The following is a 19647-nucleotide window of genomic DNA, read 5'->3' on the forward strand; positions in this document are numbered from 1 at the left end:
CAGGAACATCACGGACGAACAGACCAGACAGAGACAGAGGACGGGGTAATCATGCTGCGGGAATTCCCGCCGCCGCCGCGTGCGGCAGAGTTCAGCGAGCTGATCAAGAAGAGGCTGGAGGATGTGCAGGGCGCGGGGGGCACGAGGGAGACCGTCACGGTTGACTGGAACGGGCAGCAGACGCACGTCGACGTGATCGACCTTCCGCTGAGCGGCCTCTACCTCAATCCCGGTACGCACCGCATCAGGGCACAGCGCACCTTCGATCCGGTCCGGGACGAGGCCCTGGAGAAGGAACCGTTCGGCGACGACGGGCAGGATTACCTGCGCTCTCTGCTGGTGGCACGCCCGGACAACCCGGACCTGCGCGACCCTGACTTCGACAAGCTGAAGGAGGATCTGCAGAAGTTCGGCCAGAACGATCCTGGGCTGGTCACTCACCATGGCGTGCTGGTGAACGGCAATACGCGAGCTGTCGCGCTGAGGGAACTCGGCGTGCAGTCCATGCGTGTGGGTGTGCTGCCGTCGTCGTTCACCCAGGCGGACATTGACGCGGTCGAGCTGGCCCTCCAGCTTCGTCTCGACCAGCGGCGCGATTACACGTACATTAACCGGCTGCTCGCGATGGAAGAACAGGCCTCGCTGGGGCGGACCCCTGAGCAGATCGCCAAGGAGTTCCGGATCCGGACGTCGACGTACCACCAGGAGCGGTGGATCCTCAGCACGATCAAGGAGCTGAACGGCCGCAGCAAGAGCGGTGGGGGTGTGGAGCTTCGGCTGGTCGACTGGGAGGGAGCCCAGGAACGACTCAAGGAGCTTCAGCGCCTGTATCTGAAGCTGGAGACCCTGGACCGGGACCAGGCGGAGATTCTGAAGGAGTGGCGGCTGGCCGCGATCCTCCTGGACTTCTCGAAGACGGACGTGCGGCATATCGACGAGGAGTTCCTGAAGCAGGGGTATCTGGGGAAGGCGCTGCCCGCGAACTTGGTGGAGGGCGGCGAGGCTGCCCAGCCGGAGGCCGTGTCCATTCCCGGGCTGGGCCTGGAGGTGCCGGCGGCCTCGTCCGCCGTTTCGGCAGCTCGGGCTCTGAATGACCGGATCCTTCGTGCGGCAGCCACCGTCCGCAATACGAAGACGGAACTTTCGGACACCGAAAAGTCCAAGGCCCAGGCCCTGCTTGACGACGCGAAGACCGCGTTCGATCAGGCCATCGAGTTCCACGGTCGGGACGCCCGGGTCCGTAAGCGTAAGCAGTTGGCTCCCGCCCGTCTCGCCGATGCCAGCGCCAACATTGACCAGTGCGTCACCGACCTTGTCCAGGCCCGCACGTCGAACAGCCTGGACGAGGAGGCCTTCGACGAGGCCGTGCTCAAGCTCCGGGGCAGTCTCCGCAAGCTCGCTCAGCAGGCCGGGCGCGGCATTCCGAACCCCGGCGACGGGGTCTCGTGGCTCCTCGCGGCCGCCGCTGCGGAGGGCCTCCAGTGACGGAGAGCACAACGGAAACGTCCCTGCACCTGGGGTTCGACGCGACCCGCACCCGCGTAGTCCTGAAGACCACCGATCAGTACAGGCAGGACCTTGTCCAGTTGGCCGCCCGGTTCCGTACCGGCGGCCAGCTTGGCCCGCTCTCCGCCTCGGTCGCCCTTGATGAACTCCTTGCGGATTTGGGTGTTCTCGGTAGTTGGCCGCACCACGTGGGTGTGGAGTGGGCGCCGGAGCTGCGCAGCCTCGTGGCTGGCGTCATTAGGGACGCGAATACGGTCAAGGAGCGGCTGGCCGGTTTTGAGACGTCTCCGGCAGTCGCCTCCGCCGATGTTCCGAGCATGCTCGGCGATGCCTGGGAAGGCGAACTCAACTCCTTTCAGCGCCGGGACATCGCGAAGCTGCTGTCGTTGGGGCATGGGGCCAACTTCAGCGTGCCTGGGGCGGGCAAGACCCGCGTCGCCCTCGCTGTCTACGCCGCGCAGAAGGCCCAGCAGAAGGTCAGCCGACTCTTGGTGGTCTGCCCCAAGTCGGCCTACGAATCCTGGCGTTACGAGACGGCTGTCTGCTTCAGCTACCCGTTGCGCACCCATGTGCTTGACGGCTCCATGGACCAGTGGGCGGAGGTGCTGATCGTTAACTACGAGCGACTGGACCGGTCGCTTTCTCTGCTGGCGGGCTGGCTCAAGTCCGGCCCCTCGATGATCATCCTCGACGAGGCGCACCGGATGAAGCTGGGTGCGCGCGGTACGTACGGCGCGGCATGCATGGCACTTGGCCCGCTGGCCGAGCGCAGGCTGATCCTGACCGGAACCCCGGCGCCGAACGGTTCCAAGGACCTGGAGAACCTGCTGGGCTTCGTCTGGCCGGGCCATGGGCAGCGCACAGTGGTGCAGGCCGTGGCCGGCGGTGACCTCGCCTACGCGAGCACGGTCCTCAGGCCCTTGTTCACTCGCACGACCAAGCAGGAACTTGGCTTGCCGCCGATGCGACTGCGGATGCGGTACGTCGACATGCCGGACCTGCACGCCGAGATCTACAGCTCCTTGGTGGGGGGCATGAGCAACCGCGCTGCTCGCGAAGACCTCAGCTCTCTGGGTAAAACGGCACTCCGTCTCTTGATGGCGGCGACGAGCCCGGCCCTCCTGCTGGAGGGTGCCAGCCGCCACGAGCCGCTGGTCTACCAGTTGCCTCCGCTGGAGGTCCCGGTAGGCACTTCGTTGTACTCGCTGATGCAGGATCTTCCTGACTACGAGCTGTCACCCAAGTACAAGGAAGCCGTCGCGATCGTCGCCGAGAATGCGGAGCAGGGCCGCAAGACCCTGGTCTGGACGACTTTCGTTCGAAGCCTGATGACGCTGGCGCAGATGTTGGAGAAGTACAGCCCGGCGGTTGTGTATGGAGGCACACCAGACCGCGACGAGCAACTGCGGCGCTTCCGCGAGGACCCCAGCTGCATGGTGCTGATCTCCAACCCCGCGACACTGGGCGAGGGCATCAGCCTCCACCACGTCTGCCACGATGCCGTCTACGTGGACCGGGACTTCATGGCCGGCCGTTTCCTCCAGAGCCTTGACCGGATCCACCGTCTCGGCCTTGCCCCCGGCACTGATACGCGCGTCACAGTCGTCGCTGCCCGCAACACGATTGATGAGGTGGTCGAGGTGCGGCTGGATCAGAAACTTGAGTTCATGGGCAAGATTCTTGACGACCCTACGGTGCAGCAGCTCGCTGACCTGGAAGAAGAGCCCTCGGTTGCGGCTGGCCTTGCTCCGAGTGACATCGAGGCTCTTCTGCGTCATATGGGCGGGGCGTAGCTCTCGGTGACTCAGCCCTTAGCGCTCTACCCGGATAGAAGAGAAGGGGGGAGCGATGCGAGACTCATGGTGTCAAGTGTCCAAGAGCCAGTGCATGATCATGATCTCTGGGACACTTGAGATCGGTTTTGAGTCATCTCTGGAAGGAGCGCTATGCACCCCCGCGGTCGCCAGCGTCCGCAGTTCACCCAGCCGTTGACCTCTTTGGAGATCTGTGCTGGAGCAGGCGGGCAAGCCGTTGGGCTGCATAACGCCGGGTTTGATCACTTGGCGCTCGTGGAGTGGGATCAGCACGCTGTGCGGACACTCAGGGCGAACGTGAACAGTTGGCCTGGGTGGGACAAACAGCGTATCGAGGCGCTGGAACCGATGGATGTAAGGGAATTCCTTGGGTCCAAAGTGCACAAGAGCCTTGGGCTTGAGGAGGGCGAGCTGGATCTGCTGGCCGGTGGCGTTCCGTGCCCCCCATTCTCCCTTGCGGGGAAGAGGTTGGGAAAGGATGACGAGCGCGACCTGTTTCCGGATGCTTTGAGGATTGTTAGGGATCTGAAGCCCAAGGCTGTAATGATCGAGAATGTTCGAGGGATTCTGGAGCCTCCTGAGGTTTTCATTGATTACCGCAGGGATATCCTGGAAGAGCTTCGCGAGCTTGGCTATGTGATTCCTGAGATCAGTGAAAGTTCGTCAGCTGAAAAGCAGGACAGGGATATGCGTCAGGTTTGGCGCAGAATGGATGCGAATAGATTCGGTGTCCCTCAGCTCCGTCCGCGCGCTATTCTCGTAGCGATTCACAAGGATGTCCTGGCGTCTTCTGGTGTTGAATTTCTCTGGCCACTGCAGCTCGAAGGGAAACGGGCAACCGTAGTGGAGGAACTTGCCGTGAGCATGGAGGCTCGCTGCCGGAAGTTCTGGAACAAGAACAAGTACGGAGAGCGTGCGAAGCCTGGTGAGCGCTCTGGCAAGCATGTGTATCAAGACTGGCTGCGCAAGGCCACCGAGGCTGCCGAGGCGGGTAGGGGCATCGCTCCGACCCTGGTGGGGGGGTCAAGGAAGCATGGAGGTGCCGACCTTGGTCCCACCAGAGCCAAGCGTGCCTGGGAAGCTCTGGGGGTCGACGCGATGGGTCTCGCGAATGACCCCAGTGAGTGTGACCCGGAGCGGGACCTCTTTCGGGATGCCGGTCCTATGCTGACCGTTGAACAGGCTGCCATAATCCAAGGATTCCCGGAGGACTGGAAATTCCCAGGGAAGAAGACGGCTAAGTATCGGCAGGTGGGAAATGCGTTCCCGCCTCCCGTGGCGGAATCTGTGGGACGGGCTATCGCGGCTGTGCTGCGTCCCGAGCAGTGCGATGAATTGCTCCATGGGTACGAGATGGACGCAAATGGGGCCGATGCTGACGTGCCCCGTCTAGAGCAAATGGCTCTCTCTCTATCAGGTGTTTCGTGAGCCAGCCGCCCGGCGCGCAATAACCGTTGCAGCGATCTTGCTCGCGCAGACGCTTGATGGCTCGTGCTCCCAGAAGCGGAGCACGAGCCAACCAGCTTCCTTGAGGCGCTCATCGGTATCGCGGTCACGCGCTACGTTGCGTAGGACCTTTTCCGACCAGTATCCCGAGTTTGTTCTCGGCGGAACGTAGTGCTCGGGGCAGCCGTGCCAGTAACAGCCATCGATGAATACGGCTACCTTTACAGGGCGGAAAACCATGTCCGCAGTACGGCGAAGATCGGGAAGAGGCCGTGCGCACACTCGGTAGCGCAGCCCTTGTGCGTGCACCAGTCGGCGAATCAGCTGCTCGGGCTTGGTGTCACGGTTGCGGATCGCCTGCATGTTGCGACGGCGAGCTGCGGATGAAGCCCAGGAGCCTTCTGGTGCTTGCCAATTGGGATCTTCAGACACACCACAGAGACTAGTACCGGTCCGGAGCTGTGGGCACCTCGTTCTGGTCAGGGCCCTTGACGTGAGGCGGGCCACCGGCTCCTTGGCCTTGGGGCGCCGTAGGGCCACTCGCTTCTTGGCAGTGTCGTGCTTCCGCGGCCCGGGTCAAGGGCGCTTCGCGTCGCCTTCGGCGATCGGCCTGCGGCCGACCCTTGACCCGGGCCGCTCCAGCACGGGGTAGAAGCGAGCGAGCGGCCCGGGAGGGTGGGTGGACCGGCCGGGGGTGGGGTGAGGTCGGCTGGGTTGTGGGGCGGGGGTGCGGGGCGCGGTCTCGCCTCGCCAGCACGCCGGGTTTGCTTAGCGGCTGCAGGTGGGTGGGTGGGTGGCTCGGTTCGCTCCGGCTTGGCGGTCTGTTGGTTGTGGGGCCGTTACGCCCCGTGGCACGCCTCGTACGTCTGGCCCGAGCCGCACCAACAAGCTGACCCCTTCTGTGGGGGCCACGCCACTGCCAAGCCTCGGGCAGCGAGCGTCGTCGCGTACTGCGGTAGCAGGTCCGGTTCTGCGGGGGAGGTGCTCTCCGAGGCTGCGAAGGCCTCGTAGGACGGGACTGTGCCTGTGACGATGCCCAGGTTGGGGGTGCCGGAGGTGGAGAGTTCTCTGAGGGAGGACTCTATGGTCGCGAGGTGTTGGGTGTGGGAGGGGTACTCCGTGAGGAGGGTCGGGTAGGCCGCCAGCAGTTCTGACAGCTCGGGCGCCGGCCAGTGCAGGACCGCTACCGGGAACGGGCGGGAGAGGGCCTCGCGGTAGGCGTTCAGTTCTGCTCGTAGGCGGGTGATCTCGGCCTGGAGTTCTGCTGGGTTGTCCGAGCCCAGGGACCACACGCGCTTCGGGTCGTGGAGTTCGTCCAGGGAGATTGAGGACGAGTGGAGGGTGTCTGCCAGGGCGTCCCACTCGTCGTGGGCCGCGCCCAGCATGCGGCGGACCCTGTGGCGGCCGACGAGGAGGGGGCGGGCGGTGTAGGGGGGTTCCGGGACGTCTGTCAGGAGGAGGGTCACGGCTGTCGTGAAGGTGTCGTGGGCCGCTTCCAGCTCGTCGTGGGACTCCAGCGCCTCCGCGACGATCACCCAGGGGGCCGGGTCGCGCGGGGCGGCTGCCCTGACGCCCTCGATGATCGCCCTTGCCTCCGCCTCGTGGCCGTATTCCCAGAGGTTGGAGGCCTTCAGGGCGCGTACCAGGTGGGGGTTCTCCAGGGGGGTGGAGTAGGACAGGAGGCGGTCGTAGAGGGTGGTCGCGGCGGGGCGGTCGCCGGACAGTTCGCGGTGGGCGGCGGCCTGGAGGAGGAGGTGTTCGGCGTCCTCGGGGTAGAGGTCGGCGGTTCGCTCCAGGCGGGCCGCTTCGGCGGGGTGGTCGACGTTCTCGGCAGGCGTGTCGGGGCGCATGGACGACACCGTACTGGCCGAGGGGGCGGCGGGGTGAGCTATGTCCAGGTCGGGGCTCCGCCCATTCCGGACGGGGTGCCCTACCTGATCCCGCGACGCCGTGGGTGCCTATTGGCAGATTTGTCTCGCCTGGCGCGTCGTGCTTACGCGTGCCGGCGAGACGAATCTGCCAATTGGGCCGGTCATCTGGGGGGAAGAGAGGGGGGCGGATGCTGGTGGGGCCCGGGTGGGCTCCGGCCGCCTCTCCTCGCTCCTCGCTCCTGGCGGCTAGATTGTCACGCCGTCGATCTGCAGCGTCTGCACGGCACCCGCCGCGAACGGGACCGCCACCGACTTGCCGTTCAGGAACGTGTCCGAGTACGCGCGGTAGCGGTCGCTGCCGCCCGACGTGTGGGTGTTCCAGCGGGGGACCAGGCCGCCCGAACCGCCCGTCACCGTCGTGAAGCGGGAGAGGTCGAAGGTGAAGGTCTGGGCGGTGGTGGCCGTGTTGATCGCGACTATGACCAGGCGGCGGGCCGAGGCGTCGTACGCCGCCGCCGTGTAGCTGGAGCCCGCGTCGAGGATCGTCATTCCGGGGCGGATGTGGCGGCTGAACTGCGCCATTACGTAGTACTTGGTCTGGATGGTGGTGGGCTGGAGGGTGTTCGCGTCGTACGCGATCATCGCCCAGCCCGCCGTCGGGTCCATCACCTGCCAGTAGACCCAGGCCGTGGGGTGCAGCCAGCGGAAGTCGTAGCAGAGGTTTCGGGCGAGGGTCCAGCCTGTGCCGTCGCTGTCGCCCGTCTCCGAGTTCCAGAGTTTCTTGCCCGATGTGGTCACCACGTCCGTGTACAGGAGGTCTCTGCGGCCGTTCGCGCCCTGGTAGCCGTGTACGTTCACCTGGCTGACCAGGGCCTTCGTCGAGGCGCCGAAGGAGTTCCAGGTCGAGCGGGCCGTGTCGTAGTTCGTTTCGTCCGAGGCTGAGATGCGGACGGACGTGAGGCCTCGCTTGTCCAACTCGCTGCGCATGTAGGGGAGTACGGCCGCCTGGACGGCCGGGTCCATGTGGCAGCCCTCCTGGGTGCCGGTCGCCGTCCACCAGGTCGACGCCGGTTCGTTGAAGGGGTCGACCGTCGCGAAGTTCACGCCCCAGTTGTTCTTGGCGTGGAGGGCCACCGCCGCCAGGTGGGAGGCGTGCTGGCGGTAGTTCCAGGACTGGAGGTTGTTGCCGCCGCCCGCCGCGCCCGAGGGGTTGTGGTTCAGGCACATCCACCACATGGGGGAGTTGGCGAAGAGTTCCGTCGTCGCGCCTCGCGCCACCGCCTTCGTCAGGGCCGCGCGTTGGTTCGTGTCCGCCGTCCAGTCCCAGGCCGAGGAGGTCGGGTCCTCGTTGTTCCAGTCCTGCCAGAAGCCCTCGATTTGTTTGAAGGCCGGGATGTTCGGCGATTTGACCATCGTCTCGCCGCCCACACTGTTCCAGCTGCACGCGCCCAGGTTGTAGCGGGCGATGTTCATGCCCAGGCCGGGGAGCGCCGTGCCGTTGTACGTCGTCGTCCTGGTGGTGAACCAGAGGTCGGCGAAGTCGTCCCGCGCGCCGAAGACGTTCGCCCACCAGGCGAGCGAGGTGCCCCAGCCCTCCCAAGTGCCGTACTTGGTGGCGGGGTTGACGGCGATGGTCGCGTCCGCGTGTGCGGTGCCGGTGCCGAGGGCGGTGCCCGCGAGCGCGCCGCCGGCCGCGGCCAGCAGGGCGCGTCTGCCGAACGCCGGGGAGCGGTCGTTGGGGGGTTGAGGGTTGTGGTTGCTCCGGGGGGTCGGTGATGCGGTCATGTCAGCTCCGTGGGGATGCGGGTGCCGAGTGAGCAGGGAACTGCGGTCGAGCAGGGGAACTGCGGCTGTGCAGGGGAACTGCTGGTGGGACGAGGGCGGCCGCCTGGGGTGGGGTGCGGTCGCCTTTCGGAAGAGTCAGCTGTGAGCCGTGGGGTTGTCGAGAGGTGTGACAGCGCTTTCTCCGATTTCTTTCAAGGGTTGTGAGAAGGGGAGATGGAAGTAGTTGTTCCCCTGGGTGTGGGCGTGGGTGTGGGCGTGCGGTCTGGTTGTCCGTGGAGGCGGCCTCTATCGTTCGGCCCGTGAGGGCACCCCTGGTCGTCCACCACGGCGTCCGCCGCCGACGGGCCGCGTACGCCCGTGTGCTGTGGACCGCCGCCGAACTCGCCGTCACCCTCGGCCTGGTCCTCCTCCTCTTCGTCGTCCACCAGCTGTGGTGGACCAACCGGCAGGCCCAGGAGGCGGCGCGGCGGGAGGTGCGGGCGTTGGAGAAGGAGTGGGCGACCTCGCCGAAGTCCGTGCCGGACGCGGGTGCCGACGGCCCGGCTCCGACCGAGGTTCCGGGTACGGCCGCCGCCACACCCTCAGTGGCTCCCGCGCCCTCGTCGGCCCCCGCCCCCTCACCCGCCGACGCCTACGCAGTCCTCGCCATCCCCCGCCTCGGCCTCCGTGTACCCGTCGCCGAGGGGATCGGCCGGGCCGACGTCCTCGACAAGGGGTATGTCGGCCACTACCCGCGTACCGCGCAGCCGGGGCGCCCCGGGAACTTCGCGCTCGCCGGGCACCGCAACACCCACGGCGAGCCCTTCCGCCGCCTCGACCGGCTGCGGGCCGGCGACGAGGTCCGCGTCGAGACCCGGGACGCCGTCTACACGTACGTCGTCGACCGGACGCTCCCGCAGACCTCACCCGGCGACGGCGGCGTCCTGAGGGCCGTACCGCGCAGTGGAGTGCGGCCGGAGTACGGGTACGGCGAGCGCGGCTACTACCTCACCCTCACCACCTGCACCCCCGAGTACACCTCCACGTACCGGCTCGTGGTGTGGGGGAAGCTGCGCTCGGTGCGGCTCAGATGAGAGCATGTGTGCGACCAGGCGTACGGGGAGGAGGCGAGCCATGATCCACAGCTGGACCAAGAGCGGGGCCAACCTGCGTCCCGCCGCCATGCTCCTGCTGCTCCTCTTCGAGGTCGCCCTCCTCGACACCGGCACCCTCTCCGCCGCCGTCGCCTTCGCGGCGACCGCCGCGGCCGGGTCCGCGTTCGCCGCCTGCGCGGTCATCGCCTCGCGCTGCGCGCCCGTCGTACCGCGGACGCGCGTACGGACGGCGATCCGTGACCGTGAACGCCGTACGGCGTTCCTGCCCCAACGCGATCCCGACGCCCGCGGCCGTACGCGACCCCGGGCGCCCGGACGTGCCCTCCTGACGGCCACCGCGTAGGGCACGACCGGCACGACCTCGGTTCCACCTGTACGTGCCCCCTTTACGCGGGCCGTCGCGCCAAGTCCCTCATTCCCCGGACTACTTCCTGGCACGACGAGACCCATGGAGGGCTCACACCCATGTCCGTTTTCGCCGACCTTGTCGCGCGCCTCGCCGATCTGCTCCAGCCGCTGTTCGACGCCTCCGCGACGGCCGTCGCGATCGTCCTTTTCACCGCGCTCGTACGACTGCTCGTGCACCCTCTCTCCCGGGCGGCGGCGCGCGGGCAGCGGGCCCGGGTCGCCCTGCAGCCGAAGATCGCGGAGCTGCGGAAGAAGCATGCGAAGAACCCGGAGAAGCTCCAGAAGGCGGTGCTGGAGCTGCACGCGGCGGAGAAGGTGTCGCCGCTGTCCGGGTGCCTGCCCAGCCTCTGCCAGCTGCCCGCCTTCTTCCTCCTCTACCACCTGTTCTCCAACACGACGATCGGCGGCGAAGCCAACGCGTTGCTCAGCCACAAGCTGTTCGCGGCGCCGCTCGGCGACCGGTGGTTCGATGCGTTGGGGGAGGGTGGTGTGTTCGGGGCACAAGGGCTCGTCTACGTCGCGCTGTTCGTGATCGTCGCGGGGGTCGCGGCCTTCAACTTCCGGCGTACGAAGCTGATGATGGCGGCGGGTTCGGCCGGGGTACCGGCGGTGGGGGACGAGCAGGTGCCGGGGCTGGCGGCGAGCATGGGGGCGGTCGGCAAGGTCATGCCGTTCATGTCCTTCTTCACGCTGGTGACCGTGGCGGTGGTGCCGCTGGCGGCCGCGTTGTACGTGGTGACCAGTACGACGTGGAGTGCGGTGGAGCGGGCGTTCCTGTACCCGGTGACCCCGGCCCCCGCTGCCAAGTAGCCCGTACAGCCAAGGAGCCGGTCCAGTCCGTGAACCCGGTATTGCGGATTGGACGGTGACCTTGAAGGATCGACCAGTCCTCCGATCTTTCCAGGGAAATGGTGACCATGAAACTGCTGCGAGTCGGTACGGCGGGTGCGGAGCGGCCCGCGCTGCTCGACGCCGAGGGGGTTCTGCGGGACCTGTCGGGGGTCGTGCCGGACATCGACGGGGCGCTGCTCGCCGACGAGGCGGCGCTCGGGCGGGTCCGGGCGGCGGCCGGGGACCTTCCGGCGCTGGACGCGACCGGGCTGCGGATCGGGCCGCCGGTCGCCCGGATCGGCAAGATCGTGTGCATCGGGCTCAACTACCACGACCACGCCCGCGAGACCGGGGCCGAGCCTCCTTCCGAGCCGGTGATCTTCTTCAAGGCGGCGGACACCGTCGTCGGGGCGTACGACACGGTGCTCGTCCCTCGTGGGTCGACCAAGACGGACTGGGAGGTCGAGCTGGCGGTCGTCATCGGGCGTACGGCTCGGTACCTGGAGTCCCACGAGGACGCGCTCGCGTGCGTCGCCGGGTACGCCGTCTCGCACGACGTGTCCGAGCGGGAGTTCCAGCTGGAGCGCGGTGGTACGTGGGACAAGGGCAAGAACTGCGAGACGTTCAATCCGCTGGGGCCCTGGCTCGTCACCGCCGACGAGGTGCCGGACCCGCAGAAGCTGGGGCTCCGGCTGTGGGTCAACGGGGAGCTGAAGCAGGACGGGACGACGGCCGAGCAGATCTTCTCGGTGGCGGAAGTCGTGCGGTACGTCAGTCAGTTCATGACGCTGTACCCCGGTGACGTCATCAACACGGGTACGCCGGCGGGGGTGGCGCTGGGGGAGCCCGAGCCGAAGCCGTTCCTGCGGGCCGGGGACGTGGTGGAGCTGGAGATCGAGGGGCTGGGGCGGCAGCGGCAGGAGTTCAAGGGCGCGTAGGCCTTCGGCGGTCGGCGAGGACGATGGCGCTCGGCGTTCAGGCGTGACCTGAGGGCCGAGCGTATCGTTGTACCGCGCGCCTGCCCGCGACCGTGCGGCGGCGGGGAGGAGCGGCGACGGTGACTGTTCTCGAAGACAGGGTCGTGATGGCCGAGCAGAGCGACGAGCGCACTCTGGACATGATGTTCGAGTGGCTTGAGCCCACCCCCGAGGGATTCAAGGTCGAGATCGTCCGGGGAGTCATCTACATGTCGCCGCAGCGCCAGACGCACTGGGAGATCATCCTTGACATCATCGAGCAGCTGAGGGCGCGCTATCCGCGCAAGCGTCTCGCCTCTGACGTCCGGGTCGACTTCCCCGGTCACCTCAACGGCTTCGCCTCCGACGTGGCGGCCTTCAAGGAGGCCGCGGTCATGGACGACAAGGGCCGCTGGCGTTACGAGGACGTCGAGTTCATCGCCGAGGTGATCTCCAAGGACACCGCGGCCAACGACTACGGGCCCAAGCTGGAGACCTACGCCCTCGCTCATGTCCCGGTGTACGTGATCGCCGACCCGTACACCGGTGAGTGCCACGTCCACACGCAGCCCAGAGGCGGTCAGTACCGCGCGAGCCTGACGCTCGACTTCGGTGACGAGATCGATCTGACCGACACGCCCGTCGGCATCAAGCTCGTCACCGACGAGTTCCCGCGTGAGCGGAAGAGCGCTGCCGCGGCCAAGAAAGCCCCTACACCCGAACAGTGACCCCCTCGCGCGCCGACCTCCGCGCCGCCTCCAGTACGTCCAGCGCGGCGGCCGCCTCGTACGCCGTCACCGGGTTGTCGCCGGTGCCGCGCAGGGCCGCCGCCACGGCCGCGTAGTACGCAGGGTAGTCACCCGGGAGGGTGGGGACCTGGCGACCACCGCCGGTCAGGGGGGAGTCGCCGGCGCCCACTCGGCCCCACAGGGACTCGGGCTCCAGGCCCCAGTCGGAGCCGGGGGCAGGGCGGTCGCCCTCGCGGAGGGCCGCCTCCTGGGGGTCCAGGCCGTACTTCACGTAACCCGCCTCGGAGCCCAATACCCGGAATCGCGGGCCGAGTTGGGGGGTGACGGCGGAGGCGTAGAAGTGGGAGCGGACGCCGCCTGCGTGGGTGACGGCGATGAACGTGTCGTCGTCCGTCTCGGCGCCGGGGCGGCGGAGGTCGGACTCGGCGTAGACGAGGGCGGCGGGGCCGAAGAGGGTGAGGGCCTGGTCGACGAGGTGGCTGCCCAGGTCGTAGAGGAGACCTCCGATCTCCGCGGGGTCGCCGGACTCGCGCCAGCCGCCCTTGAGCTGGGGGCGCCAGCGTTCGAAGCGGGACTCGAAGCGCCGGACCTCGCCCAGCTCGCCGTCGGCGAGCAGCTTGCTCAGGGTCAGGAAGTCGTTGTCCCAGCGGCGGTTCTGGAAGACGGAGAGGAACAGGCCGCGGGAGTCGGCGAGGGCGGCGAGCTCGCGCGCCTCGGCCGCCGTACCGGCGACGGGCTTGTCCACGACGACCGCGAGGCCCGCCTCCAGGGCGGTGGTGGCGAGCGGGACGTGCGTCCTGTTCGGGGAGGCGACGACGACCAGGTCCAGCTCGTCCGCCCGCGCCCACAACTCGTCCGCCGTGGCCGCGAGTCGGACCTCCGGGAACTCGGCGCGGGCCTGCGCCTGCCGCTCGGGGTTCGACGTGACGACCGTGTCGAGGGCGAGGCCCTGCGTCGCGGCGATCAGGGGGGCGTGGAAGACGGAGCCCGCGAGGCCGTATCCGACCAGGGCCACGCGGAGGGAGGAAGTGGGATCCGTGCCGGTGTCGGTGCCAGTCGCGGTGCCTGTGCCTGTCATGGCAGCCACTTAAGCAACGCTGTTGCTAAAGTGCAAGCACGAGGGACAATGGGGATGTGAACGGGAACGGTGGTACGGGTGATCTCAACGGTCGCACGGGTGGACTCAACGGCGGCACGGGTGGACTCAACGGCGGCACCGGTGGTCGTACGGTCGGCGTCGCGGGCGTGAACCTGCTCGCCCTGCGCAGTCACAACGGTGCGCTCATCCTCGACCTGCTGCGTACCGCCGGGCCGACCGGCATAAGCCGTCTTGAGCTGGCCGACCGGACCGGTCTCACCCCGCAGGCGGTCAGCAAGATCACCGCTCGGCTGCGTGCGGACGGGCTGGTGACGGAGGCGGGCCAGCGCGCGTCCACCGGTGGCAAGCCGCGCACCGTCCTGCGGCTCGTCCCCCACGCCGGCCACGCGGTCGGCCTCCACCTCGACCGCGACGAGCTGACGGCCGTGCTCTGCGATCTGACCGGCGCCGTGGTCGCCCTGCGGCGGGCCGCACTGTCCCTGGGCGCCGGGTCGGAGGCCGTCATCGAGGGCGCGGCCGGTGCGGTGGAGGCGCTGCTGGTGGGGGCGAGCAAGGACTCAGCCGCTCTTGAACCGGAGCCCACGGCAACGCCCGGCACACCCTCACCTGGCCCTTGGACCCTCCCTGTCCTCGGTGTCGGCGTCGCTCTTCCCGGTCCCCTCGACCATCTGCACGGTGTGCTGCACCGGGTCACCGGGTTTCCCGAGTGGGACGGATTCCCCTTGCGGGCGGTACTCGCGCGGCGGCTGGGCATGCCGGTGGTCGTGGACAAGGACACCAACGCGGCGGCCCTCGGGCTGGCGGCGGTCACCGGCGGGCACGGGTCCTTCGCGTACCTCCACCTCGGTACGGGACTGGGGGCCGGGCTGGTGATCGACGGCAGGGTCCACCGGGGGGCCCGGACCCGGGCCGGTGAGTTCGGGCACCAGGTCGTCCAGTTGGACGGGCCGCTGTGCGGGTGCGGCAACCGGGGCTGCATCGAGGCGTTGTGCCTCGCGGCGGTGGCGCGGGGCGATGTGGAGGAGGCGGCGCGGGTGCTCGGCACGGGTGCCGCGAACCTCGTCGGGCTGCTCGACATCGAGCTCGTGCTGCTCGGCGGGCGCACGGTCGAGGCGTGCCCCGAGGTGTTCGTGCGCGGGGTGGGGGGCGTGCTCGACGAATGGGCCCGGCTGCAGGGGGAGGATCCGGCTGTGCCCGTGCGGGTTGCCTCCGGCGGTGTGACGGGGGTTGCGGAGGGTGCGGCTCAGTTGTTGTTGGCGCCGTTGTTCGGGCGGGCGGATGTTTGACGCGGGGTGGGTGAGGGGGGCGCCTGTTCGCCGTAGGAGAGCGGTGAGGGGGCGGCTGCGGGGTCGTTGTGGTTGCTCGCGCCCACGCGGCGGAGCCGCACATGTCACGGCCCCGCGCCCCTTTGGGTGCGCGCCCCCGGCTGCGCTGATCGAGCGGACTTCCGGCCCCGTCCCGGGGCCCCACCAGGCGTGGCGGGCCCCATCCCCGCAGGTGACTGTCAGGTTATGTGTTCATGCGACTGTGTACGTGCCTGACCCCTGCCCTTGTCACCGCAGCCGCCCTCGTCAGTGGTCCGACAGCGGCGTTCGCGGCAGCGGAGGGACCGGACGGACCGGACGGACCAGACGGACGTCGTCCCACCTGTGTCGGCGCCGACAGCGGTACCTTTCCCATCCGCACCCGTATCCACGGCGGGCCCGCGACCTACGTCGCCGGCGGAGGCTTCCGAACCTGGGCGCTGGAGCTGACCAACACCACCGCTCGGCGCTGCGAGAACATCCACCCGGTGGTCGTGCTGACCGACACCGCGCGCACGCTGAAGCGGACGCAGCCGCAGCTGGAGTTCTACGAGGACGCGGAGTCCACCACCTCCCGCCCCGTCACCTTCGAGACGACCGACGAGGACGAACTCGTCGGGGTTGTCGACGGGGACGGTCCCGGCTTCACCGTGCCGCCCGGCCGCTCCCTCACCGTCAAGGTCCGCCTCTCCCTCACCTCCGACACGGCCGTACCCAACGCCGTCGTGGCGAACGCGGCCGTCGTCCAGCGGCAGGGCGACGACGGCGAGTGGGTGGGCGAGTCGAACGACTACCAGTTCAAGATCACCGACGGGGAGGACGGGGAGGACGGGGAGGAAGCGGACGAGGACGGCGGGGAGGAGAGCCCTGGGACAACAGCGGACGAGGGCGAGGAGGAGGGCAAGGAAGAGGACGGTGTACGGGACGGGCGGCCGTACGCCGACGAGCTGGCCGAATCGGGGGTACGGCAGGCCCTGCCGTACGGAATCGGGCTGCTGCTTCTCCTCGCCGGAGGGCTGCTGGTCGGCGTCGTCCGCAAGGCCGTCCGCAAGGGAGCCCGCTGACCTGATGTGGGCGGTCTCAGCCGCCAAGATCGGCCTCCTTTTTTCGGCCACGTCTCACTAGGGTGGGCACGGACCCGGACCTGGGGGGTGCTGTGAAAGCCCCGCACAGCACCCACGGCGCACGGGACTTTTCACAGCACCCCTGGGAGATCGCACATGGCAGAGCGCAAGCCCATCGAGTCGTGGCTCACCGACATGGACGGTGTGCTCATCCACGAGGGCGTGCCGATCCCCGGCGCCGACGCCTTCATCCAGAGGCTGCGGGAGTCCGGCCGCCCCTTCCTCGTGCTCACCAACAACTCGATCTACACCCCGCGTGACCTGCACGCCCGCCTCTCCCGTATGGGCCTGGAGGTCCCCGTCGACCACATCTGGACCTCCGCCCTCGCCACCGCCCAGTTCCTGGACGACCAGCGGCCCGGCGGCACTGCGTACGTCATAGGCGAGGCGGGCCTGACCACCGCCCTGCACGACATCGGGTACGTGCTCACCGACCACGAGCCGGACTACGTCGTCCTCGGCGAGACCCGCACGTACTCCTTCGAGGCCATGACGAAGGCGGTACGGCTGATCAACGACGGCGCCCGCTTCATCGCCACCAACCCCGACGAGACCGGCCCCTCCACCGAGGGCCCGCTGCCCGCGACCGGTGCGGTGGCCGCGCTGATCACCAAGGCGACCGGGCAGAAGCCGTACTTCGCGGGCAAGCCGAACCCGCTGATGATGCGCACCGGCCTGAACACGATCGGCGCCCACTCCGAGACCAGCGCCATGATCGGCGACCGCATGGACACCGACGTCCTGGCGGGCATCGAGGCCGGCATGGAGACCTTCCTGGTCCTCACCGGGCTGACCACCCCCGAGCAGGTCGACAAGTTCCCGTACCGCCCGTCGAAGGTCGTGAACTCGATCGCCGACCTGGTCGACCGGATCTGAAACCCGGGCCTCCGCACAGCCACCCGTACGGAGCAGCCGCACCGCCTCCCGGGATGCGTTCCCGTGCCCGGCGGGGGAGTCTCAGGTGTCTGGAGGTTCACCATGGGCTCACTGCGACTCACTCTCTGTGTCAGGGCTCTCTGTGCCCTCTGTGCCGGGGCGGTGGCCGTGACCGCGCCGGCGCCCACGGCGTACGCGGCTGACTCCGGGGACATCACGGTGGTGCCGGCCGAGCCGGCGCCCGGCAGCGACATCCAGGTCCGCGCCGAGGGCTGCGGCGGCAAGTCGGGCACCGCCTCCTCGGCGGCGTTCGTCGCGGACGCGCAGCTCACCCAACTCGGCGGGAAGGGCATCGCGCTGGCCGGTGAGACCCGCGTACGGTCCTCGCTGAAACCCGGCACCTACGACGTACGGGTCTCCTGCGACGGCAAGGAGGACAAGGTCAAGGGCAAGATCACCGTCGGCGACGGAAAGCCCTCGACCACCAAGCCCGCGACCACCAAGCCCTCGACCCCGAAGCCCTCGACCCCGAAGCCCTCCGCGACCAAGCCCGCCAAGCCGCCCGCCTCGAAGCCGCCCGCTTCGAAGGAGCCCGCCCCGAAGGAGCCCGCCAAGCCCTCCGCCTCGAAGGAGGCCGCCCCACGCCACTCCTCGGCCCCCGCCTCTCCGGTCGCCCCGGTCCGCGCGGGCGGCGGCGGAGCGGCCGCCCGACTGGCGGCGGAAGCGGATTCGACGGACTCCACCGACCCGGCGGCCGCCACGGACCCGGCGGACTCGATGGACGCCCGGCACACCGGCCCCGGCACCCCGCACACCGTCATCGGCCTGCTCCTGGCCGGTGTCGCGGCGGTCGCCGTGGTGGCGCGGAGCGCGCGCCGGGGCCGCGGCCGGGGTACGGAGTAAAGGGGCGCCGTGTCCAGCCACAAGTACTCGGACGGAAGTTACGCGGACCACGGAGACTACGGAAACCACGGTCGTGGAACCGGGATCGGCCGGCTCACCACCGGTGTCGCCTGGGCCGTACTGCTGCTCGGTCTGTGGATGTGGGGCCGCGAGGTCACCGACGTACGGCAGGGCATCTCCGCGCCGACCACCGGTGACGTGGCGGCGGTCGGACGGCCCGCCCACGCCGAACTGCCGCCCGCCGCCCAGCCGTTGCGGGCCGCGCGCCCCAACCGGCTCGACATTCCCTCCATGGGCGTGCAGGCGCCGGTCGTGGCGCGCGGCCTGGACCTGAACGGGGCGATCGACCCGCCCGCCTACGACCAGCCGGGAGCCGTCGGCTGGTACGCGGCCGGCACCCGCCCTGGGGCCACCGGCGCGGCCCTGTTCGTCGGCCACGTCGACACCGAGACCCGCCCCGCGGTCTTCTACAAGCTGAGCGCGCTGCGGGTCGGCGAGAAGATCCGGGTGGCCCGCGACGACGGCACGGTCGCCGAGTTCACCGTGGACGACGTCCAGGTCATCGGCCGCGACGACTTCGACGCTGGACAGGCCTACGGCGTACGGCAGTCGGGGCGTGCCGAGCTGCGCCTCGTCACCTGCGGCGGCACCTTCGACAGAACGAGCCGCACCTACACGGCGAACGTGGTCGTCTCCGCGTACCTCAGCGGCACGGAGGCCTGACCTTGGTCTCGCTCATCGCGGTCACCAGTAACAGGTTCTCGGCCAAGGCGCCAACGACCTCGTGGTCCAAGCGGGACTTATGTCAGGATTGGGACTTACGACACGGTGCACCCAAGGGGGAGTTGGATGTACGGCAGTAGGGGGGCCGGGGTTCGCGCGTCCGTGGCGGTGGCGGGGGCTGCGTTATTGCTCGCCGGCTGTTTCGGGGGAGACGGCGACGGCGGGGACGAGGGCGATCGCTCGGGTACCGACATCACCCAACAGCCAAGTGACACGGACCCGTTCTGGGTCAATCCGGAAGGGAACGCGGCGGCCCAGGTAGCCGCCTACGAGAAGGCCGGCAAGGACGAGGACGCCCAGCTGATCCGCAAGATCGCCGAGCAGCCCACCGGCGAGTGGATCGGCCCGGAGAACCCCGAGCAGGAGGCCAAGGGCTACACCGAGGCCGCCGCCAAGGCCGACCGCGACGCGATCCTCGTCCTCTACAACATCCCGCACCGCGACTGCGGCCAGTACTCCGGCGGCGGCGCGGCCGACGGCGACGCCTACCGGGCGTGGATCGACGGCGTCGCCAAGGGCATCGGTGACCGCCCCGCCACGGTCATCCTGGAGCCCGACGCCGTACTCCACGTCGTGGACGGCTGCACCCCGGGCGAGTTCCACGAGGAGCGGTTCGACCTGCTCAAGGGTGCGATCGAGAAGCTCGGCGCGCTGAAGAACACGAAGGTGTACCTGGACGCCGGGAACGCGGGGTGGGGCGACCCCGACAAGATCTTCGACCCGTTGAAGTGGGCGGGAGTCGAGCAGGCCGACGGCTTTGCCGTCAACGTCTCGAACTTCTACACCACCGAGGACTCCATCGGGTACGGCAAGCAGCTCTCCTCGAAGGTCGGGAACCAGCCGTTCGTCATCGACACCAGCCGCAACGGCAACGGGCCGTGGACCGAGGGCGACAAGGACGAACAGTGGTGCAACCCGCCGGGGCGCGCGCTGGGCGAGGCTCCGACGACCAAGACGGCGGATCCTTTGGTGGACGCGTACTTGTGGGTCAAGCGGCCGGGGGAGTCGGACGGCGAGTGCAAGGGCGGGCCGAAGGCGGGGGAGTGGTGGCCGGAGTATGCGCTGGGGTTGGCGAAGGCGTCTGAGTGAGGCGTTGGG

Annotated in this window: 18 protein-coding genes; 14 read left to right on the forward strand and 4 right to left on the reverse strand. The window is 68.7% G+C overall.

Annotation, left to right across the window (positions count from 1 at the left end; all coding sequences use genetic code 11):
• Nucleotides 1-51: 51 nt before the first annotated feature.
• The 3 genes from CES90_RS24380 (at nt 52) to CES90_RS24390 (ending at nt 4748) form a co-directional block, all read left to right on the forward strand.
• The gene (locus CES90_RS24380; RefSeq protein WP_189784073.1) at nt 52-1485 is read left to right on the forward strand and encodes a ParB N-terminal domain-containing protein; all 1434 of its coding nucleotides are present in this window, start codon (nt 52-54) and stop codon (nt 1483-1485) included.
• The gene (locus CES90_RS24385; RefSeq protein WP_189784072.1) at nt 1482-3299 is read left to right on the forward strand and encodes a DEAD/DEAH box helicase; all 1818 of its coding nucleotides are present in this window, start codon (nt 1482-1484) and stop codon (nt 3297-3299) included. The genes CES90_RS24380 and CES90_RS24385 overlap by 4 nt, the downstream gene beginning before the upstream one ends.
• A 153-nt stretch (nt 3300-3452) precedes the next feature.
• Nucleotides 3453-4748, forward strand: a complete 1296-nt coding sequence (locus tag CES90_RS24390) for a DNA cytosine methyltransferase (protein ID WP_189784071.1) — start codon at nt 3453-3455, stop codon at nt 4746-4748.
• Here the strand turns inward: CES90_RS24390 and CES90_RS24395 are convergent.
• The 3 genes from CES90_RS24395 to CES90_RS24405 form a co-directional block, all read right to left on the reverse strand.
• Nucleotides 4734-5198, reverse strand: a complete 465-nt coding sequence (locus tag CES90_RS24395; protein ID WP_189784070.1) for a very short patch repair endonuclease — start codon at nt 5196-5198, stop codon at nt 4734-4736. The genes CES90_RS24390 and CES90_RS24395 overlap by 15 nt on opposite strands.
• A 407-nt stretch (nt 5199-5605) precedes the next feature.
• Nucleotides 5606-6616 (reverse strand): SEC-C domain-containing protein, encoded by a 1011-nt coding sequence (locus CES90_RS24400; protein ID WP_189784069.1) that lies wholly within the window; start codon nt 6614-6616, stop codon nt 5606-5608.
• 267 nt (nt 6617-6883) lie between these two features.
• Nucleotides 6884-8422 (reverse strand): glycoside hydrolase, encoded by a 1539-nt coding sequence (locus CES90_RS24405; protein ID WP_229913932.1) that lies wholly within the window; start codon nt 8420-8422, stop codon nt 6884-6886.
• A gap of 299 nt (nt 8423-8721) precedes the next feature.
• Between CES90_RS24405 and CES90_RS24410 the strand changes: the two genes are divergently transcribed.
• The 5 genes from CES90_RS24410 to CES90_RS24430 all read left to right on the forward strand — a co-directional run bounded on the left by CES90_RS24410 (nt 8722) and on the right by CES90_RS24430 (nt 12439).
• Entirely contained in the window at nt 8722-9495 is a 774-nt protein-coding gene (locus CES90_RS24410) for a class E sortase (protein ID WP_229913931.1), read from the forward strand.
• A gap of 40 nt (nt 9496-9535) precedes the next feature.
• Nucleotides 9536-9859 (forward strand): DUF6412 domain-containing protein, encoded by a 324-nt coding sequence (locus CES90_RS24415; protein ID WP_189784068.1) that lies wholly within the window; start codon nt 9536-9538, stop codon nt 9857-9859.
• A 122-nt stretch (nt 9860-9981) separates the two neighbouring features.
• Nucleotides 9982-10734 (forward strand): YidC/Oxa1 family membrane protein insertase, encoded by a 753-nt coding sequence (locus tag CES90_RS24420; protein ID WP_189784067.1) that lies wholly within the window; start codon nt 9982-9984, stop codon nt 10732-10734.
• Nucleotides 10735-10841: 107 nt separating this feature from the next.
• The gene (locus CES90_RS24425; protein WP_189784066.1) at nt 10842-11693 is read left to right on the forward strand and encodes a fumarylacetoacetate hydrolase family protein; all 852 of its coding nucleotides are present in this window, start codon (nt 10842-10844) and stop codon (nt 11691-11693) included.
• Nucleotides 11694-11812: 119 nt separating this feature from the next.
• A complete protein-coding gene (locus CES90_RS24430) occupies nt 11813-12439 on the forward strand; it encodes a Uma2 family endonuclease (RefSeq protein ID WP_189784065.1) in 627 nt (208 codons plus the stop codon).
• Here the strand turns inward: CES90_RS24430 and CES90_RS24435 are convergent.
• Nucleotides 12423-13538: a Gfo/Idh/MocA family oxidoreductase gene (locus CES90_RS24435; protein ID WP_189784064.1), complete on the reverse strand. Its 1116-nt coding sequence runs from the start codon at nt 13536-13538 to the stop codon at nt 12423-12425. The genes CES90_RS24430 and CES90_RS24435 overlap by 17 nt on opposite strands.
• A 56-nt stretch (nt 13539-13594) precedes the next feature.
• Here CES90_RS24435 and CES90_RS24440 point away from each other — a divergent pair, with 56 nt between their 5' ends.
• The 6 genes from CES90_RS24440 (at nt 13595) to CES90_RS24465 (ending at nt 19638) form a co-directional block, all read left to right on the forward strand.
• Nucleotides 13595-14845: an ROK family transcriptional regulator gene (locus tag CES90_RS24440; RefSeq protein ID WP_189784063.1), complete on the forward strand. Its 1251-nt coding sequence runs from the start codon at nt 13595-13597 to the stop codon at nt 14843-14845.
• Between the two features lie 233 nt (nt 14846-15078).
• Complete coding sequence (locus CES90_RS24445; protein WP_189784062.1) at nt 15079-15927, forward strand: cell wall protein; 849 nt, start codon at nt 15079-15081, stop codon at nt 15925-15927.
• Between the two features lie 156 nt (nt 15928-16083).
• On the forward strand, nt 16084-16863 hold the full coding sequence (locus CES90_RS24450) for an HAD-IIA family hydrolase (protein WP_189784061.1): 780 nt from the start codon (nt 16084-16086) through the stop codon (nt 16861-16863).
• A gap of 168 nt (nt 16864-17031) precedes the next feature.
• Nucleotides 17032-17766 carry a hypothetical protein gene (locus CES90_RS24455; RefSeq protein ID WP_229913930.1) on the forward strand — a complete coding sequence of 245 codons (735 nt, stop codon included), beginning with the start codon at nt 17032-17034 and terminating at the stop codon, nt 17764-17766.
• Between the two features lie 9 nt (nt 17767-17775).
• Nucleotides 17776-18489, forward strand: coding sequence for a class F sortase (locus CES90_RS24460; protein WP_373313390.1), 714 nt, complete (start codon nt 17776-17778; stop codon nt 18487-18489).
• Nucleotides 18490-18615: 126 nt separating this feature from the next.
• Complete coding sequence (locus CES90_RS24465) at nt 18616-19638, forward strand: glycoside hydrolase family 6 protein (protein ID WP_189784059.1); 1023 nt, start codon at nt 18616-18618, stop codon at nt 19636-19638.
• Nucleotides 19639-19647 lie beyond the last annotated feature (9 nt).

This window comes from Streptomyces capitiformicae (assembly GCF_002214185.1).
GTDB lineage: Bacteria > Actinomycetota > Actinomycetes > Streptomycetales > Streptomycetaceae > Streptomyces > Streptomyces capitiformicae.

What these genes read in the sequence shown, in the direction of transcription:
- CES90_RS24420 (WP_189784067.1), top strand. Translation starts at nt 9,982, where the DNA reads ATGTCCGTTTTCGCCGACCTTGTCGCGCGCCTCGCCGATCTGCTCCAG.
- CES90_RS24400 (WP_189784069.1), bottom strand. Translation starts at nt 6,616, where the DNA reads ATGCGCCCCGACACGCCTGCCGAGAACGTCGACCACCCCGCCGAAGCG.
- CES90_RS24450 (WP_189784061.1), top strand. Translation starts at nt 16,084, where the DNA reads ATGGCAGAGCGCAAGCCCATCGAGTCGTGGCTCACCGACATGGACGGT.
- CES90_RS24465 (WP_189784059.1), top strand. Translation starts at nt 18,616, where the DNA reads ATGTACGGCAGTAGGGGGGCCGGGGTTCGCGCGTCCGTGGCGGTGGCG.
- CES90_RS24390 (WP_189784071.1), top strand. Translation starts at nt 3,453, where the DNA reads ATGCACCCCCGCGGTCGCCAGCGTCCGCAGTTCACCCAGCCGTTGACC.
- CES90_RS24425 (WP_189784066.1), top strand. Translation starts at nt 10,842, where the DNA reads ATGAAACTGCTGCGAGTCGGTACGGCGGGTGCGGAGCGGCCCGCGCTG.
- CES90_RS24415 (WP_189784068.1), top strand. Translation starts at nt 9,536, where the DNA reads ATGATCCACAGCTGGACCAAGAGCGGGGCCAACCTGCGTCCCGCCGCC.
- CES90_RS24445 (WP_189784062.1), top strand. Translation starts at nt 15,079, where the DNA reads ATGCGACTGTGTACGTGCCTGACCCCTGCCCTTGTCACCGCAGCCGCC.
- CES90_RS24380 (WP_189784073.1), top strand. Translation starts at nt 52, where the DNA reads ATGCTGCGGGAATTCCCGCCGCCGCCGCGTGCGGCAGAGTTCAGCGAG.
- CES90_RS24405 (WP_229913932.1), bottom strand. Translation starts at nt 8,422, where the DNA reads ATGACCGCATCACCGACCCCCCGGAGCAACCACAACCCTCAACCCCCC.
- CES90_RS24435 (WP_189784064.1), bottom strand. Translation starts at nt 13,538, where the DNA reads ATGACAGGCACAGGCACCGCGACTGGCACCGACACCGGCACGGATCCC.